The organism is Methanolobus sp. (assembly GCF_030682845.1).
In the GTDB taxonomy this organism is placed as follows: Archaea; Halobacteriota; Methanosarcinia; order Methanosarcinales; family Methanosarcinaceae; genus Methanolobus.
This window is the reverse complement of record NZ_JAUXNK010000011.1, coordinates 1-17,102: the sequence shown is the minus strand read 5'-3', so window position 1 is coordinate 17,102 and position 17,102 is coordinate 1. Positions and strand designations below refer to the sequence as shown.

Sequence of the window (17,102 nt, the reverse complement as noted above, 5' to 3'; positions counted from 1 at the left end):
CATTTCAAGGATTTTTCCGGGATTTTTTTAGTATGCTCCAGATTGCTATGGGTATTGCAATCCCAAAAAACAATGGGAGTAGCCACTCAGAAAATTTTCAGAGGTCCTTCCAACATAAGCATAATACACGGAAACAGGGATTATTCCGAGTAAACTTAAGATAATGAATTTCCTCCAGGAGATTCCTGTAAGCCCGGCAAAACATGCCATAGTCTCAGACACTATTGGAATCATTTTTGATAGAATTAGTATTCCTTCATGAGAAAAAATATTATTATGGCTGCTGCAAAAGAACCTGATTCCAGGACAAGAACATTAATTTTTCCAAGAGTTATTAAGCCTGAAGCCTCAAATATTATAAACAAAAAAAGGAATATAGAAGCAAGTATTACAGGAATGTGTTTCCAGCTTAAGGCTTTTTTATCTTTCCTCATATAATTCCTTTCCTTTAAATCTCCGGTCGTAGTATGAAATTTGGTGTCCTTCTTGTAAAGGCTTTTCCAAATTTGAGTTGAAGAATAAAAACATGAACATCTTATTGTTGTATATATCCAAATGCGATTGTTTGTAAAACGAATAATTCCGTTTTAGCAGAAATTTTAAATATTAAAAGATTAGTACAAAGATGCCGATTGTCTAGTAGCAAGCAGCATACAGAATATAAGAAAGATTTGATCGAAAAGGAGAAACAACCATGTCTGAAAATGAAGAGCTAGTATTTACTACTTCTCCCCTGCCACCCGTATTACATGGATTCAGATTGAGATATATGAAGACTCAAAACAAAGTACATTCGATACCGGATAGTCACGCAGCCAGTGTAGAATAATAGTCATTTTCCTGCCAGGCGCCGATACTTATCACAGATATCGGGCCATCTATCTTTACCCATATTTGGTCATTCGGGCAGAAATTTTTATTGTCTGAAGGAGGCTTCTCAATGAAACTACCTACACCCATAAAACATGCACTGATCGAAGCAACGATTTCTATGTACACTGAAATCTATCCGTCATCCAGGATCAGTAAAGAGCCCCTTACTTTTGCGATTCCCCTGGTCAAAATCCTGGAAGATACAGAAAGATTCGGCATCACAGACTCCGACATCCAGGCCACGGTAGCCGAAAATCCAGATTCCCTGTCATGTATAAACCCTGACTCCATACAGTTCATTCCTCCATTTATCCGAATCTGCAACCTTTACGATAAGGTCCTCTATAGTATCAAAACGAATACATCTGTTGATCCAAAAACCACAATCTTTTATGACCCTGCAATAAAAGAAGACCTCATCTACCATTTCTTCACTGGCTCAATCGTCCTGATGGTCCCCGAAGACATGTCCGACCTGTCACAGCTTAAATTCGCTCTAACGGCCGGAGGAAGTAAGCTCCGTGCCATTATTGATATTACAGGGGGCTGGGTTTACCTTTTCCCAAAGTATATCATGCAGTCCCTGGAATGTGGCAAAATATTAGCCAGGGATACGAATGTTGATCAGGTCCTTGCAAGATATCTGGACGAGATGTTTCCTGAAGAAACTCTATAATTTATATCATTTCAGTCTCAATCTGATGTTCCTTGTCGAACAAATAAGGCGGAAGGCTATTTCCTTAAATGTTCTTCATGCAGGTCTTAGAAATAACATATCATTCCCATTCTTCGTCATAAATGAATTGCCAGCCGACCCCGAACTTATCAGTCACGAATCCATATAATTTACTCCAGAACGTTTCCTGAAGTTCCATACCTACGGTGCCATCAGCTTCAAGTTTTCTGAACATTGACCTTATTTTATCCGTATCTTTACTGATAATTACAAGACTGATATTATTCCCGACAGTGAATGGCATACCCGGAGGGATATCGGAAAACATCACAGTGCTTCCCTCGATATCAAGAGAAGTATGCATTACCAGATCCTTTGTCTCTTCCGTTATAGGAAAATCCTCATCTTTCGGCGCATCCTTGTATAACATGAGTTGAGGCTTTTCGGTTCCAAAGACCCGAGCATAGTATTCCACAGCTTCGCGACAGTTCCCGTTAAAGTTTATGTATGCCTCTACAGACATTTCTGACACTTCCATCTTTAAGTATGCTTGTTATAACTGATGCCCACTCCATTAAATAGCTTACTCATGGTCCAAAACCAATTATGCATCACTTGAAGGAGGGAGTTTAATATAGAAGTTATGAGAAAAGGTAAACTACCTGTTCAGACCTTGCTGGCTAATATCAGCCCTCCGGCTGTAAACCTCACTGTAAAACGTCCTAAAAACTAACAAGGAAGTACCTGAAATGCCATCGTTATATCTGATATCATGCAGGATGTTCGAAGATGAACTTGTCCACATATTTGAAGAAGATGAAGATGAGAATACTCACCTGATACTTATCGAGAATCAAAATATCAGCGAGATCGAAAAGAAATTAAGTGAAGCATCTGTAGAATATGAGAGGACATCATTTGAGAATCTGCCTCCTAAAATTAATCAAGTAGATGACTTTGTAGTTGTTCTGGATCTGCTGGAATTTGCACTGGATGCTAATCCTCAGACACTCAAAGAGAAGGTTTACAGAGCCATTGAAACAAGAGGAGAATTGTTTGATGGGATCCTTGTCTTTTATGGGCTCTGTGGCAATGTGCTGGGCTCTCTTGAAAGTGATTTTGCCTACATGGGAATTCCTATAAGAATACTTAGGGACACACATGGGGAAATTGTGGATGACTGCATCTGTGCCGCCTTTGAGAGCAGAGGTGCTTATGCAGAGGCCATGATGGGTGAAAAAAGGGGCGAAGGGACATACTTCCTCACACCGATGCAGGCGGCCAACTGGAGGGAGATGCTTGTCCTTGCCAAACTGGCTCCCAATCCTGATGACACCGAAATGATGAAAATGGTCTTTGATTACTCAGGTTATAAGAATGTCGGAAAGGTGGACACAGGTTTATGCTATGAAAAAGAATTCCACAAAACAGTGGACGAATTCGCCAACCTCTTTGATTTGAAGATACGGTCTTTCACAGGTTCTACAAAGGTAACAGACGGATCATATCATTCTATCAAGAAAGATATCATTCAGGAAGCATCGGAAAAACCAGTACTTTAATAATCATCCACAGGGTTCACTGAGATTTTTCCAAGTCTGCTTCATGAAATTTTCCACATATCTAGAAAGATTAGATCCCATACCATTTGTCCAAATACTTAAAAACAATATTGTTGAATTCATCGTATTGCTCTATTGAACAGACATGTCCGCAATCATCAATTACCTCTACATGGGAATTGCTGATTCTCTTACTGTACTTCAAGGTGTCCTTTAAAAAAAGATAGTCCTGGTTCCCTGAAACATATAAGACCTTGATAGTACCATCCAATTCATCCAGCCATGTCAGACTGTTCGTTGTCTGCGGAATTATATCCAGCCATCTACAAAACTCATCATAACCCAATTTCTTTGCTTCATTCACAAAGATAACTCTTGATCTTTTGTGGTTTCTTTTTGGCATTATGATATATGCGAAAAACCTGTAGAGTATCATATAATTGATCGCTCTTTTGAATGTTATCGCCAGTAAAAGCAAAGACCTTGTCTTCAAATTGAATCTGACTATACCTCCGCCCATAATCAAAGAATTCACTTTTTCGGGATACAGCACGGCAAAGCGTAAACATATCAATGAACTAAAGGAAAAGCCCAGTAGATGGGCTTTGCATATCTGATAGTAATTCAGGGTATTTTTTATACGCTCGCATACTTTATCCAGGTCCAGGTCCGTATTTACTTCCCCTTTATGCATTTCCAGCACAAGCAGGTTATAATATTTTGAAAAGAAATCGACCTGTTTTTTCCAGGTCCTTGCACTGCCTCCGAAGCCATGGATAAGTACTATCCATTCAACAGAGCCGCTCTTGTAGTATACTTCGGCACTAAACTTTTTTTCTTCTGCCATCGGTTATTCCTTTCTTGAAAGCAAAGTACTTCAAGAACCTAGGAAAATTTTTCTGGTTATGCTCTGGCATCTTTCTAAATAGCTCTTCTGCCTTCACTTCCCACTCTTTGGCCCGTTCAAAACTTTTCTCCGCAAGAGCTTCGGCAGATTCCGGATTAGCTAAATGGGTTGACCTTGCTCCTCCGGCATTGACCACGTCAATGATAGCCTGTGGATTATCTATCAAAGGGCAGGGCCTTAAAGGATTTTGTGAGAATGGCTGAGCATCTCTAAAAGCAGTGAAGAATCTAGACCTGAGAGCTTCAGCAAGCGATACTTCGTATATGTTCGAATCCGAATAGTGACAGAAGGCACAGGGCTCCACATCACCCTTGGCATTTATATGAGCAAAACCAACGCCTGCACCAATACAACCGAAAGACAGATGACCATTGTTCCAGAAATCTATGATAACATAGTCGTGTTTTATGCAGTAATCCCTGATCCTTTCCTGTACGTATGCTCTTTGCTCGACAGTGCACACTAATGAAGTATCAGCATCACTTCCCACCGGTATATACTGGAATAACCATCCAAACCAGGCACCTCTTTCGCGCATATGATCAAGGAATTCATCACTGGCTATGGTCTTGTAGTTCCTGGAATGATAGCAGGCAGAAAAAGCAAACGCAATGCCCCTGGAACTCAAAATATCCATGGCCTTGATGGCTTTATCATAAACACCCGGCCCCCTTCTGAAATCGGTTTCTTCTTTTGTCCCTTCGATGCTTATAAAGACATTCAAATTCCCCAATTCAGCCATTGCATCGGCGAGCTCTTCATCGATCAGAGTTGCATTAGTAAATGCACCGAACGTCATTTTGTTATGTTTTTTGCACAATTTCAGGATATCGTCTTTCCGGATTAAAGGTTCGCCACCGGTCATTAAACACTCCATGATCCCTAATTCTTCAGCCTGATCTAGCAGGTCGTCAAACTTTTCATATGAAATGTTATGCCCGCTTTCATAATCCTGTGACCAACACCCCTTACACTTCAGATTACAATCACTGGTAGGATCTATCAGAAGATCTCTTGGAATAGAACTTTTGTTTTTGAATCCTTTATATAGCTCTTTGAGAGTAACGAAATTGCTCATGGCAAAATGGGTGGTCATTCCCTTCGCAAAAAAGAATTGCTTGCATTGGTAGACATAAGCCTTATGATGTGGGAAAGGAGGTATTTTTTCTCTTTTCCCGTTGATCATTAAATACTTCAATTACAAAACCCCATATCTTATTTTTTCGTTACGGATACTTTCTGTGGAACAACTCCATCAAAAACGAATTCACCATTCGAATTAGATGTCAGGCTGGTTATTTCAAGTCCAGGTACAACCGTATAGATCCGGGGGAAATATTCTTCCATTACGCTTACACTTTCTTCCTCCATGTATGAGCCTGGAAGTGGAACGGCTCCAAGGTAGAATGTTTCCGGGTCTCCACTTAATTGGTTATTTGTTACACTGACCCGCCCTTTGCTATAGATGTTCAAACTGTCAGGCAGGGGAATCGGAACATCACCTGCAACATCAGAATACAGATCAGTCTTCAGTCGCTTAATATCAGCAGTGCTCGAACCTTCCATAGTCCCATCAGGTAAGACTTTTACCTGCAGGTTGTCGAACCACCAGAATCCAGGTGCAATTTCATTCAATAGAGCTGTAGCCTCCTCTTTGGTAAGAGTGAATTCCTTTCGTTCATAGTCCGAGAACTCAAAGTTATAATCATGGATAGATTGCTTTTCTACATTCTTCTTATATTCTTCCAGTTCTTCGCCGGTCATACCTTCGTATTCTATCTGGATGCCGGTTTTTCCCAGAGCACTTACATAGTCAGCATGAGTGTAACTAACTCCCAGGTCTTTAGGTCCAAATAATGAAAAACTTGCATATACCCAAGAAACACTAGCTAAAATTAATACAAATACTACTAAAAGTATGTATTTGAGTTTTCCTTTTTCTTCAGTTATTGTATCACCCATTCATTATTCTAAGTTTATAATAATAAAGACTTCTGCTTTATTCTATTTAAGTTAATATCCTCAAATCAAAAGCAAGTAATAGCCTTGCATTTATAGTATGCAACATTATAGAAGAACAAAGGACTTTAACATCACCTTGGCAGGAATATATGCTTTCTATAATTCCTGTTCCGGTTGTAAACTTTTAATGCAGAATCAGATTTGCTCTATATTGCATGAAATTTCAATATCCATCAAAGCACTGTCACTCACAAACACTAAATACAACTTTCTCCAAATAAAAAACAGGAGATAATCAAAATTGGTTTCATCAATACTTATCCTTATTCTTTGCCTGCTAGCATTTGCAGCAATTCACAGCATCGTGGCGAGCCTGCGCTTCAAGCGCTTCCTGAGGCGACGCCTGGGACCCAGAGTAGATACACTATATATGCCTGCTTTCAGTATCATGGCAGTGCTGACGATATTGCCGCTTGCGTATGTTCTTTATAAGAACCCGGGACCTTTCCTCTACATAATACCTTCTCCCTGGCGTTGGCTGATGGTCGGCGGACAGCTGGCCGCTGCGATAATGGCACCCATGGCTTTCAGGGATGCGCCCCACAGGTTCAGGGTAAGCTCACAGTTATCCAAATCAGGGACCGCTGAAGCAGGCCGTCTTGATATCCGGGGCGTTTATCGCTGGGTGAGGGACCCCTTCCTGCTCTCCGGACTTGTCATAATGTGGCTGACTCCCTTTATGACCGCCAATCTGCTTATCATATACATTTTGACGACCATATATCTGTATCTGGGTTCCCGGCACTGGGAAAGCAGACTGGTGGCACAATTTGGTGATGAATACAGAGAATATCAGAAACGCGTACACAGGATAATCCCACGTTTGGGTGGATATAATTAGAGCACAAGAGCATTTTATATCAAATAAATCTCATTTATCTCAATAACTCTATTATAATGACTCTAATTAGCTTATCAATGAAGATCAATGGCAATCGATAAAACCGTAAGAACCCTCCTCCGGGAACTAGGAGAAACAAAACTCGTGTGCGTTACCAAGACAGTAGACCCGGCGAGGATAAATGAAGCCATCAGAGCCGGAGCTACAATCATCGGGGAGAACCGAGTCCAGGAATTTGAGGATAAATGTGATGAGATACTGTCCTGTGAAAAGCATCTGATAGGACACCTGCAGACAAACAAGGTTAAAAAAGCCGTCCAGCTCTTTGATGTGATCCAGTCAGTTGACTCCCTTAAATTGATCCAGGACATTGACAGGAAAGCCGCAGACAATGACAAGATACAGCAGGTATTCCTCCAGGTCAACATCGGCAGAGAGCCACAGAAGTTCGGTTTCGTTGAGGAAGAGATCGGACAAGTGATAGCCGACATTCGCTCGCTCCGGAATATCCAGGTGAATGGGTTCATGTGTATGGCCCCCTTTGTGCCTCCTGAGCAGACCCGCCCTTATTTCAGGAGCATGAAAATGCTTTTTGATAAGATTCAGCAGGGGTTTCAGGTTACACTGAAAGAGCAAGACAAGCAGGATATTCAGAACAACATCGACATCAGGGAGCTATCAATGGGAATGTCCGGGGATTACAGGATTGCCATCGAGGAAGGAGCTACGATAGTTCGCGTCGGTTCTGCAATATTCGGGGATAGGGAATACAAAAGGTAGTATCAATTGCTTCCAGTGGATAAACACGATATATACCAAGATAATCCTGTATATGCTTTAAAAATATGTCAGCGACAGTAATGGCATTCTATATATTCTACTTTATTGACCTGAGTTTAGGGAGAATAAAAATGAATTTACGGGCCGAACGGCCGTAAACTCTCACATTCACGCACCCGGATGAACAGCCAGTGCAATCAAATGCTTTGTATCGATACTAAACCATTCCCATTATGAGATACCATTGGCCTTGGCATGTCAATGCCCAGAGCTTCTCTCAGGACATCTTCTATAGTCTCTACAGTTACGAACTTCAGTTCGTTCCGGGCATCTTCAGGTACATCATCCAGATCCCTCTCATTCTCTTTCGGAAGGATCACCTTCTTTATACCTGCCCTATGTGCTGCAAGCACTTTCTCTTTGATGCCTCCCACCGGCAGTACGGCTCCGCTTAACGTGATCTCGCCTGTCATGGCAAGTTTGGGGTCGACTGTTTTACCGGTTATCAAAGACGTCAGTGCAGTGAAGAGAGTCACACCTGCCGAAGGACCGTCCTTGGGTGTTGCACCTGAAGGCACATGGATGTGGATATCACTTGCAGTGAAGTCAAAGCTGCTCGCAGTGTTTGCAAGCCGGGACCTGACAAGGCTTAAAGAGATATGTGCCGACTCTTTCATCACATCCCCAAGCTGTCCTGTAAGCGTAAGTTTCCCGGTACCAGGCATGAATGTGCCTTCTATGAAGAGAATATCTCCTCCCACAGGGGTCCATGCAAGTCCGGTAACCACGCCAGGAACGTTTTCTTTTCTTGCTTCTTCCTGACGGATTAACTCCTTTCCAAGGATCTGTGTGAGCATATCCGCCTTCACTATATAAGGAAGCTCAGCCTTTCCTGAAACTATCCTCTCGGATATGAACCTTGCAGTTCTCGCAAGCTGTTTCTTGAGGCCTCTTACTCCTGCTTCGCGGGTGTATTTATCGATGATTATCTTTAGAACATCGTCTTTGATCTCTACCTGACCTTCATCAAGGCCATGCTCTTCCAATATACCGGGCAGTATGTGATCTTTTGCAATTGCAAGTTTCTCGTTCTTCGTGTAGCCCGAGATTTCAATTATCTCCATTCTGTCAAGAAGCGGTCCCGGAATGCTTGCCAGAGAATTGGCAGTGGCTATGAACAATACCTCCGAAAGATCGTATGAGACTTCAAGATAGTGATCTGAAAATGTACTGTTCTGCTCGGGGTCAAGGACTTCCAGAAGGGCACTTGCCGGGTCTCCTGAATAGGAAGACGAAAGCTTGTCGATTTCATCGAGGATGAATACAGGATTCTTGGTCCCTGCTTTCCTTATGCTCTGGATGATCCTTCCTGGCATGGCTCCGACATATGTCCTTCTGTGACCTCTGATCTCTGCTTCATCCCTGACGCCTCCAAGGCTGACGCGGACATATTCCCTACCAAGTGCATCTGCAATGCTCTTTCCAAGACTTGTCTTACCGGTACCGGGGGGTCCTGTGAAAAGTATGATCGATCCCTGTTTCTCATGCTTTAGTTTCATTACTGCCAGATGCTGGATTATCCTCTCTTTGACCTTTTCAAGTCCGTTGTGATTGCCCTCAAGCACATTACGGGCCTGAGCAATGTCAATGCTCTTTTTCTCCTCCACTATCCATGGAAGGTCAAGCAGGAGGTCCAGATAATTCCTGATAACATGGCTTTCAGGATTGTGATTTCCTCCGGTCTCGAGTTTCTTTAACTCTGAAAGCGCCTTCTTTTTGACATCGTCTGGCATCTTTGAACTCTCGATCCTTTCACCGTATCCTCCTTCACCTGAAACAAAGTCCTCATTTTCATTGAGCTCTTCCTGGATGACCTTCAGTTGCTCACGCAACATCGCTTCTCTGTGTGACTTGTTTACCTTCTCGGCAACTTTCTTTGCCACTTCGATCTGGATGTTAATGTTCTCTTTCTGGTTTGTCAGAATATAGAGGAATGTCAGATAGCGTTCACGAGCGGAAACAGTTTCCAGGAGATCCTGTTTCTCTTCCAGCTCTATCGGCATGAATGGCATAACATATCCCATTATCTGATCAATGGAATCCATCTTGTCAATGGGCTTGGTGAATTGTTCTGAACTCTGAAAACGATCGCTTATCTCATGAATCGTCTTCCTGACATCTGCCATTATCTGTTTGTGGAAATCTTCATCAAGATCATGAACATCAGGGATGTCAGTATGTGTAGCATAGAACACTCCATCTTTCTGGTTCAGGGAAACAGAGCCTACTCTTTGAATAGCCTGTGCATAGACCAGAAATCCTTCATCAGCTGGTTGTACAAATTTGATCTCGAGCAGATTCCCTGTCCTATACAGATCATCTTCTGACAGATCTGAAGCTTCCGTTCCGCTTTTTGCCGTTAACCCAATTGCATATGCTGATCCTTCATTTTTGATTTCGTTTAAAAGTATTTCTCCTATATTCTTATCAGCCAGGAACTTTGTCTGGCTATTGGGATAAACTACGACTTCAAAGAGCGGAATTACAATATTCTCTCTGATATTGTTGATTTGTTGCGGATACATTGTTGTTTGTCTCATTTGTATATTGATAGTTAGTTAATAAGTTAGTTATTTAGTTAGATTTACCCTAACTAATGGTTAATAAAAAATCATCTTACCTTTCGCAGGATCTGTATCAGTTCATCCATATCCTTTTCATCCAATGACTCTGCCAACTTTTCAATGAGTTTTAGCAGAGAATTCTGTTCGGACCGGGCTATTATCTGTCCTTTTTCGGTCAGACGGATATAGAATATCCTCCCGTCATCAGATGATCGTTCTCTGTACACGCACTCCATTTGAACGAATTTCTTGACCATCTCAGTGATAGTGGGTTTAGAGTTGCGGGTGATCTTCGCAAGTTTGCTGAACGTTACTTCCCCGTGTTCATCGATGGTTTTCAGATATCCTATCTGCTTCACGGTAATATCCGATAGACCACATCCGGAGAAGATAGCACAAGAGCAATCGCTTTTGATTTTGAACAGGCCTTCAAAAACTGTAAACAAATGCTCTTTTTTTTCCATCATGATTCTATCTGAAAGTTAGTTAGCTGCTAACTAATTATATAGTTGTTGGCCATGGTGAGCCCCACAAAAATGGAGTAAATATAAAAGACACTATTAATCCTAATCATGGGGAGGTATCTCTTTCCCTCTGGCAAGAGAAGCAAACACCCCCACAACGCAGAATATCGTGAAGAGAGTAAACGCATAGTGTAGGCTTGTAACAAACTGTGGGTAATACTCAGGCGTGATAACTACAGGACCGGTAACAACTGCAAGGATCATCATTGCAATTCCCATTGAAAGCATCTGGCCAAGAAGCCGCATGGTCCCGCTCATGCCGGATGCGACACCATAGAATCTTTTATCGACCGAGCTCATGATGACATTCGTGTTAGGAGATGAAAAGAGCCCGAAACCTGTGCCAAGTATGAGGAGAGCGAGTACCATGTACCATATGGGCGTCGTCTCTGCAATGAATGTCAACAGGAAGAGCCCGACCGCAATGATGGCCATTCCAAGGGATGCAATGAATCGAGGCTCAACTTTATCAGAGAGCCGGCCGGCAATGGGTGAGATCATAGCCTGGACAACAGGCTGTGCTATAAGGATAAATCCGGCCTGCTGGGGAGTGAAGCCTTTTGTGTACTGCAGGTCAAGGCTCAGTAGGAAAGTAACTGCAAATGTTGCACTGTAACTGATCAGTGCAGAAAGGTTTGACAGGGCAAAGACCCGGTTTTTAGTAAGGAGTCTGATGTCAAGGACAGGATAAGGTATTCTCATCTCGTACAGGACAAAGATGATTACCCCGATAATTCCTGTTACTATGAGGAAAGCGCCTTCCATGTCAGGGAGGATCGAGAAGCCGTACATAACGGCAACCACCGCTGAGCCATAGATGACCGAACCCGTTACATCGAACTTTTCTCCTTTGCACTCGGTCCATTCCCCTTTAAGCTTCCATTTGATAAGAAAGATCGTTATGATGCCTATGGGTACATTTACCAAGAAAATACTCCTCCATCCAAGGTGCTGGGTCATTATTCCTCCAATAAAGGGGCCGCTGGAAAGTCCGATATAGACCGCAGTGATATATATGCCCAGAGCCGTTCCCCTCTCTCCCGGGGGGAAAGCAGAAGTAACGATAGCAGCCCCCGTACCGAAGATCATTGCACTTCCCATACCCTGGATAACACGAATTACGATCAACATCTCTGTTGAAGAAACCATGACCATCGCCAGGGATGCAAGGCTGAAGACCGCTATGCCGTAAAGAAATATCTTTTTTCTCCCGTAGATATCGGCTATCTTCCCAAACGGAACAAGGAAAACCGCTGAAGAAAGCAGATATGCGGTCGCAACCCATGAAAGGGCAATAGCATCCATATGGAATTCCGCCCCCAATGTCGGTAGCGCGATATTTACCGCTGAGCCATCAAAAGGAGTTATGAATCCTGCAAGTACAGCAATAAAGAGCACAATGCGTTTTTCGGAACTGGGAATAACATCAGGGGTATGACATATCTCTGAAGATGCAGAACCTGATCCGGCATTTCCAGCAGATGGAACCGAGCTGCTTGTTTTCTGTACCATTACACACCTGCTAAGCAAAGTCATCTCTTTTTGAAAGGTGGAGTAATTCATTTATTATAAAACCAATAGCCTCATAAGGATACTGGAAGAGCATTATCTTGTTAACCATTAGAGAGATACTTACGAACTGACAGTTGTTGGAAGGCTGATAGTTGATAAAATGAAACCTTTTTTAGATACTATTGAGACTATTGATAATCACATCTCTTATTTGGAAACTCATGATATTGATTTTATCCCTTCTCACATACTAAAAAGAATTAAAGATATCAGGGGTTGCGAAGTCATCGAGCCGAGTCTGGTGAATATATATGAGATAAACAAAGACTTTGTTGAAATATCTAAGGAATCAAGTTCACTTTTCTTTGTATTCACTTTTATGCACCCTACTTTTCCTACGATAATGGAGCAATTTATCCGGAACAACATAAATGTTTCAATTGTAATGTCCAGGGAAATGCTTGCAAAAATAAAAGATGGGTGGCAGGATGAGTATTATAGGTTCGTTTCATCCGGGAAAGTTAAATTCTACTTATGCCAAAAGGAAATTCGATTGCTATCTTTATCTTTAAGTGATGATTGCTTCGTTTTACGATTATTTTCTAAAGATAATGAATTTAGCAACAGGCAATTATTCTGCTGCAATCCTGAAGCATATCAATGGAGTAAAGATCTTTTTGAGTATTATCTAAAGGATTCGATACTGGTAACTGCTTTATAAAGCCGGCCTTAAGTGTTCTCAAAGAACACTTTTCATTTTTGAGATTACACTATCCGAAATTATGTGGACCTCTATTGAGAGAACTATGCCTGCTATGGCGGCTGCAATGAAATTTGGAGGCATATTCTGCAGATCGACACCTGCAAGCAGAAGTAAAGGAATGACTATCAGTGCAAGATTTGCCACTATGGACAGCGGCCCGAGTATTGGATTGTGGGAGAATCCCCTGTGTTTGAATATAACCTTGTAGGGCCACCAGAGTATCCTGAAGATCTTCCATCTTCTGTAAGGCCTGCTGTCGATGTCCAGGTCCGGGCTGAGGAAGAATGTTGCGAAAAGGTAGGTGGCAGAAAAGATGAGTATAGTGTAAGTGTTCAGGTAACTGCCAACGACAGCATTTCCATATTCTGTTGAAAGGTAATACAGGCCTGCTATTGAGGCCATCAGTACTAAAGCATTGATTATTTCATGCGTTTTTCCGTCCGGCATTGTTTATAGGTCCCCTCATTATGAATTGAGTTATCCAATGCTGCGATCATTATTATAATCTTCGTATCCTGCTAATGATTCTATGCGGAAATGACCTTCATCACATCTTCATTTTGACTCTGCTCCGGCATGTTCACGCCATGAAATATACCAAACTCAACCAAAAAGGAATGATAACACGTCAAACTGGATCAACAGCATATACAGCCCCGTACCTGCGAAAATACTCAGCATTGCGTTACGTTTCCACACGTGTAGAGCTGTGACTGATACTATCGTGAAGATTTCGGGTGCTCCGTAAGGAGGCTGGAACCACTGCACGTCTTTGAGGCAATAGATAAGCAACAGCAGAAGAATCATGGGCGGTAGATTCTTTTCGATGGTTGAAAGTAGTTCCGGCGGTTCTCTTGAGTTGAAGAATACAAAGGGCAGGGCTCTTGTGGCAAACGTGGCTAAAGCTACGGTTGCTATAACCATCAGCATATAGGAGGTTTCGCTCATCATTTCTCCTCCTTCGGATATATTTCAGTATCTGGCAGATCTGCATGTCCACGTTTTGTAATTTTCTCGTGTACCATAAGAATGAGGGTCCCTATGACAATTGAAAACAACAGCATGTTTTCCGGGCTGAAGAGCATAAGGGATATGACACCGGCACCAATTGCCGCCATAAAGGGGAAACGTGTCCTTGAAGCATAATACTGCTCAATGGTCAGTACCACAAAGAGTGCGGCCAGCACAAAAGTGAGCCCTTCAAGATTAAGCCTGAGCATAGAACCCAGCACAGCTCCAAGGACTGAACCCACTATCCAGTATAGGTGGTCCAGCGCAGATATGTAAAAATAGAACCTGGCCTTTGAAGCTCCTTCCGGGACCCTGGTGGTAGTGAGCAGCGCATAAGTTTCGTCGGTGAGCGCGAATATGAGGTAGGGCTTGACCTTACCCACGCCGGAGAACTTGTCCAGCAGAGACAGGCCGTAAAAAGAGTGTCTCAGGTTTATCAGGAGTGTGACCGTGACAAAATCCATAAGCTGCGCACCCGCTGCCAGCAGCGCCACAGCGATGAACTGCCCAGCTCCGGTATAGATGAATATGCTCATCACAAGCGCATATATCCAGTGATAGCCAGCGCCTGCAAGCAGGAATCCAAAAGCTATCCCCAGGGGAATATAGCCAAAGAAAACCGGGAGCGTTGTCCTGAGTGCGCTCAGGAAGAGTTTTTCACTCTCATGGTTCATGGTCTGGTTACACCTGCAAGATTTCCGAGGATATCGAAACGACTTTCCCGGAAGGAAAACAAAGTGCAAAAAAGGATTTAATCTTATTTATGTCTTATCAAAAGAACCTTGACGGACTAAATATTGCGTCCGTCAAAATCAACACTGTATTGCAGGCGATCACATCGCATCTTTTGAGGCCTTGGAGAAATATTCGATGGCCTGCGCCAGTTCCTCATGATCTTTGGCATATTGCTCAATATCCATGTTCTTAAGATAAGCCTCACATGCCTGTACCAGGGCTTTTGCTCCCCTTTGCGTTCCGCCGGGATGGGCATGCACGCCTGATCCCATGGTGGTAATGAAATCCACGTTTCCCATGATATCGATAAAGGGTTTCAGCCTGATGGGATTAAGCCCGCCGGAAACGATCGGGCAGCATTTCTTCATAGCTCTCCAGCTGTCATCCTCCAGGATGACATGGTGAGCTGTATCCTCGTTCACAAGAGTTATGACATCTTTATCGAGATCCGGTATCTTTGACCAGGACTGCTCAAAGAAGTGCCCTTTAGATCTCAGATACAGGATGCCGTTCGCGGCAACAACATCCTCTTCGGGGGTGCCTTTCATCTTACCTACTCCCGCCGTGCCGGTATGAATCCCGGAGGCACCTGCAAGACGTGCGAATTTGGACAGTACCAGTACGGAGAAACCGAGCGGGTTCTCAGGTCTTGTGAAAGCCCCGTGACCTGCCCTGTGGAAATGGATGAAAACACCCGGATATCTTCGCCTGAGAGTTTGGACAGCCATCCAGCCGGCAGTTATCCCGTCTATCAGGAACGCATAGCTTCCGGGTTCAAAGCCTGCATTGACGATCATCTCACATCTTTCGATCATCGTGTCAAAATCAGCGGCAGAGACATTGAAAGAGTGGACTTTCTTTTTCCCGGTTTCCTTCACTGCCTTGTCCATAGCTTCCTTGACATGCTTCACCATCTTGTCATATGGGCAAAAGTCCTGGTTTGCCTGAGGCTCGTCGTTCTTGACGAAATCCCCCCCGCCAGCCCAGAAATCATAACAGACCTCTGCGTATTCCGCAGAAGTGAGTCCCATCTTTGGTTTCACGATAGTTCCAAGAATGGGCCTGTTATATACGCCAAGATATTTGCGCATATCATCCACAGTGTAACCGGGACCGTCGTACTGCTCAAGCATAGATGGCGGGAACCATACATCCATTAATTTCAGGGCCTTAACTTCCTTCATTCCCAGGATATTCCCGACTATATAAGTCAGGATATTCTGGACATTACCGCCCCTATCAAAGAGCCTCCATGGATAGGCTATCCATACCAGGTCCCTTTCCAGGTCAAGCTGGTAAACAAGGGCATTCATCACTTTGGAAAAAGGGGTCTCGGTATTTACTTTGAAATTTGTCCCCGTAGATGATTCTGCTGCAACTTCCGCAGCAGTCTGTAGCACATTTAACCTTCCTTCCGGAACTAGATGAAAGACCCCAAGCAGATATTCCCCATTCCGGGGGTCGGCCAGCTTAAGATTCACATAGCCCTGTTGTTTGGGATTCAGCGATTGTACCAATTGCTCTTCAGTCAGGCTCATAACAGTAATAACAGCCTGCAATCTATTTGAGTTTTTGGAATCGCCGGAAATGGAAAAATATGGCTGCAAACATACAGCAGCTACAGATAGAAGTCTGCTGAAAAAGAATAAACCAAAAGGGTTTTTCGCAAGGAAAGGTGAAGCACCTGGAAACCACCACGCTTTAAGGCACCTCTGTCCTTGTATATCCGGAATATTCCCCGCTGACCGGATAAGTCACTTAAAGACCCGCAAGTTATTCCCTAACCCGCAACATATAATAAGTACTTTTTTTATTTAACCTAAACCCGTTGCAATTCGATACTAAATGATATATTTCAATGTAATTGAAAATTCAATCGTCATTTTGCGAACAAATCTTCGTGTATCTGATTGAGAACAGACATATCACCTAAATGGTGGTTATCAATGTCGAATCCATTTTATAGTATTCAAAGAGGTCCTTTCCCCATTCAAGTGCACTCCTGCTATAAGAGATCAGTTCTTTGTTATCATACCATCCATCCTTTTTCAGCATGGTCACTAAAAGACAATAGTCATTCAATGAAAAGAACACAAAGCGAAAAGGTTTGCAATAGAGGCGGAACTCAATGTTACTGTTCTCCAGTAAATGCTGGAAGTCACTGAGATTATGCGTCCTTAGTTTCTCGAAGAGTTCTTCCGAGAGGATCATTGTAATCTTTGCGCCATTTTGCGTCCACAGATCAAACAGATCCATAAAATTAGGATGAAAT

The 17,102-nt window shown here is 42.9% G+C and carries 19 protein-coding genes; 6 read left to right on the top strand and 13 right to left on the bottom strand.

What is annotated here, in order from left to right; translation table 11 throughout:
• Nucleotides 1-45: 45 nt before the first annotated feature.
• The gene (locus Q8J68_RS14930; protein ID WP_370867575.1) at nt 46-246 is read right to left on the bottom strand and encodes a VTT domain-containing protein; all 201 of its coding nucleotides are present in this window, start codon (nt 244-246) and stop codon (nt 46-48) included.
• A 30-nt stretch (nt 247-276) separates the two neighbouring features.
• Between Q8J68_RS14930 and Q8J68_RS01035 the strand changes: the two genes are divergently transcribed.
• Nucleotides 277-438, top strand: coding sequence for a hypothetical protein (locus tag Q8J68_RS01035; RefSeq protein ID WP_305309716.1), 162 nt, complete (start codon nt 277-279; stop codon nt 436-438).
• Nucleotides 439-940: 502 nt separating this feature from the next.
• Nucleotides 941-1,549 carry a hypothetical protein gene (locus Q8J68_RS01030; RefSeq protein ID WP_305309715.1) on the top strand — a complete coding sequence of 203 codons (609 nt, stop codon included), beginning with the start codon at nt 941-943 and terminating at the stop codon, nt 1,547-1,549.
• 100 nt (nt 1,550-1,649) lie between these two features.
• Here the strand turns inward: Q8J68_RS01030 and Q8J68_RS01025 are convergent, their stop codons facing one another.
• Nucleotides 1,650-2,087, bottom strand: coding sequence for a VOC family protein (locus Q8J68_RS01025; protein ID WP_305309714.1), 438 nt, complete (start codon nt 2,085-2,087; stop codon nt 1,650-1,652).
• A 211-nt stretch (nt 2,088-2,298) separates the two neighbouring features.
• Between Q8J68_RS01025 and Q8J68_RS01020 the strand changes: the two genes are divergently transcribed.
• A complete protein-coding gene (locus Q8J68_RS01020; protein ID WP_305309713.1) occupies nt 2,299-3,111 on the top strand; it encodes a DUF1638 domain-containing protein in 813 nt (270 codons plus the stop codon).
• 70 nt (nt 3,112-3,181) lie between these two features.
• On the opposite strand, the gene Q8J68_RS01015 is transcribed toward Q8J68_RS01020, so the two are convergent.
• From Q8J68_RS01015 to Q8J68_RS01005, 3 genes are all read right to left on the bottom strand, one after another.
• A complete protein-coding gene (locus tag Q8J68_RS01015) occupies nt 3,182-3,958 on the bottom strand; it encodes an alpha/beta fold hydrolase (RefSeq protein WP_305309712.1) in 777 nt (258 codons plus the stop codon).
• Complete coding sequence (locus Q8J68_RS01010) at nt 3,936-5,096, bottom strand: radical SAM protein (RefSeq protein ID WP_305309753.1); 1,161 nt, start codon at nt 5,094-5,096, stop codon at nt 3,936-3,938. The genes Q8J68_RS01015 and Q8J68_RS01010 overlap by 23 nt, the downstream gene beginning before the upstream one ends.
• A gap of 137 nt (nt 5,097-5,233) precedes the next feature.
• On the bottom strand, nt 5,234-5,980 hold the full coding sequence (locus tag Q8J68_RS01005) for a hypothetical protein (RefSeq protein ID WP_305309711.1): 747 nt from the start codon (nt 5,978-5,980) through the stop codon (nt 5,234-5,236).
• Between the two features lie 301 nt (nt 5,981-6,281).
• Here Q8J68_RS01005 and Q8J68_RS01000 point away from each other — a divergent pair, with 301 nt between their 5' ends.
• Nucleotides 6,282-6,881 (top strand): isoprenylcysteine carboxylmethyltransferase family protein, encoded by a 600-nt coding sequence (locus tag Q8J68_RS01000; protein WP_305309710.1) that lies wholly within the window; start codon nt 6,282-6,284, stop codon nt 6,879-6,881.
• 87 nt (nt 6,882-6,968) lie between these two features.
• Nucleotides 6,969-7,661, top strand: coding sequence for a YggS family pyridoxal phosphate-dependent enzyme (locus Q8J68_RS00995; RefSeq protein ID WP_305309709.1), 693 nt, complete (start codon nt 6,969-6,971; stop codon nt 7,659-7,661).
• Nucleotides 7,662-7,858: 197 nt separating this feature from the next.
• Here the strand turns inward: Q8J68_RS00995 and lon are convergent, their stop codons facing one another.
• From lon to Q8J68_RS00980, 3 genes are all read right to left on the bottom strand, one after another.
• Nucleotides 7,859-10,261, bottom strand: a complete 2,403-nt coding sequence (gene lon / locus Q8J68_RS00990; RefSeq protein ID WP_370867571.1) for an endopeptidase La — start codon at nt 10,259-10,261, stop codon at nt 7,859-7,861.
• 71 nt (nt 10,262-10,332) lie between these two features.
• Nucleotides 10,333-10,752: a MarR family winged helix-turn-helix transcriptional regulator gene (locus Q8J68_RS00985; protein WP_305309708.1), complete on the bottom strand. Its 420-nt coding sequence runs from the start codon at nt 10,750-10,752 to the stop codon at nt 10,333-10,335.
• Between the two features lie 99 nt (nt 10,753-10,851).
• Nucleotides 10,852-12,321, bottom strand: a complete 1,470-nt coding sequence (locus Q8J68_RS00980) for an MFS transporter (RefSeq protein WP_305309707.1) — start codon at nt 12,319-12,321, stop codon at nt 10,852-10,854.
• Between the two features lie 160 nt (nt 12,322-12,481).
• Between Q8J68_RS00980 and Q8J68_RS00975 the strand changes: the two genes are divergently transcribed.
• Nucleotides 12,482-13,042, top strand: coding sequence for a winged helix-turn-helix domain-containing protein (locus tag Q8J68_RS00975; protein WP_305309706.1), 561 nt, complete (start codon nt 12,482-12,484; stop codon nt 13,040-13,042).
• An 18-nt stretch (nt 13,043-13,060) separates the two neighbouring features.
• Here the strand turns inward: Q8J68_RS00975 and Q8J68_RS00970 are convergent, their stop codons facing one another.
• The 5 genes from Q8J68_RS00970 to Q8J68_RS00950 all read right to left on the bottom strand — a co-directional run.
• Nucleotides 13,061-13,531, bottom strand: a complete 471-nt coding sequence (locus tag Q8J68_RS00970; protein WP_305309705.1) for a metal-binding protein — start codon at nt 13,529-13,531, stop codon at nt 13,061-13,063.
• A gap of 156 nt (nt 13,532-13,687) precedes the next feature.
• Entirely contained in the window at nt 13,688-14,032 is a 345-nt protein-coding gene (locus tag Q8J68_RS00965) for a branched-chain amino acid transporter permease (RefSeq protein WP_305309704.1), read from the bottom strand.
• On the bottom strand, nt 14,032-14,769 hold the full coding sequence (locus Q8J68_RS00960; RefSeq protein ID WP_305309703.1) for an AzlC family ABC transporter permease: 738 nt from the start codon (nt 14,767-14,769) through the stop codon (nt 14,032-14,034). Before Q8J68_RS00960 ends, Q8J68_RS00965 begins: the two co-directional genes overlap by 1 nt.
• Nucleotides 14,770-14,928: 159 nt before the next feature.
• Nucleotides 14,929-16,368, bottom strand: a complete 1,440-nt coding sequence (locus tag Q8J68_RS00955) for a ribulose-bisphosphate carboxylase (RefSeq protein WP_305309702.1) — start codon at nt 16,366-16,368, stop codon at nt 14,929-14,931.
• 391 nt (nt 16,369-16,759) lie between these two features.
• The coding region (locus Q8J68_RS00950) for a winged helix-turn-helix domain-containing protein (RefSeq protein WP_305309701.1) at nt 16,760-17,102 on the bottom strand (343 nt) is incomplete at its 5' end.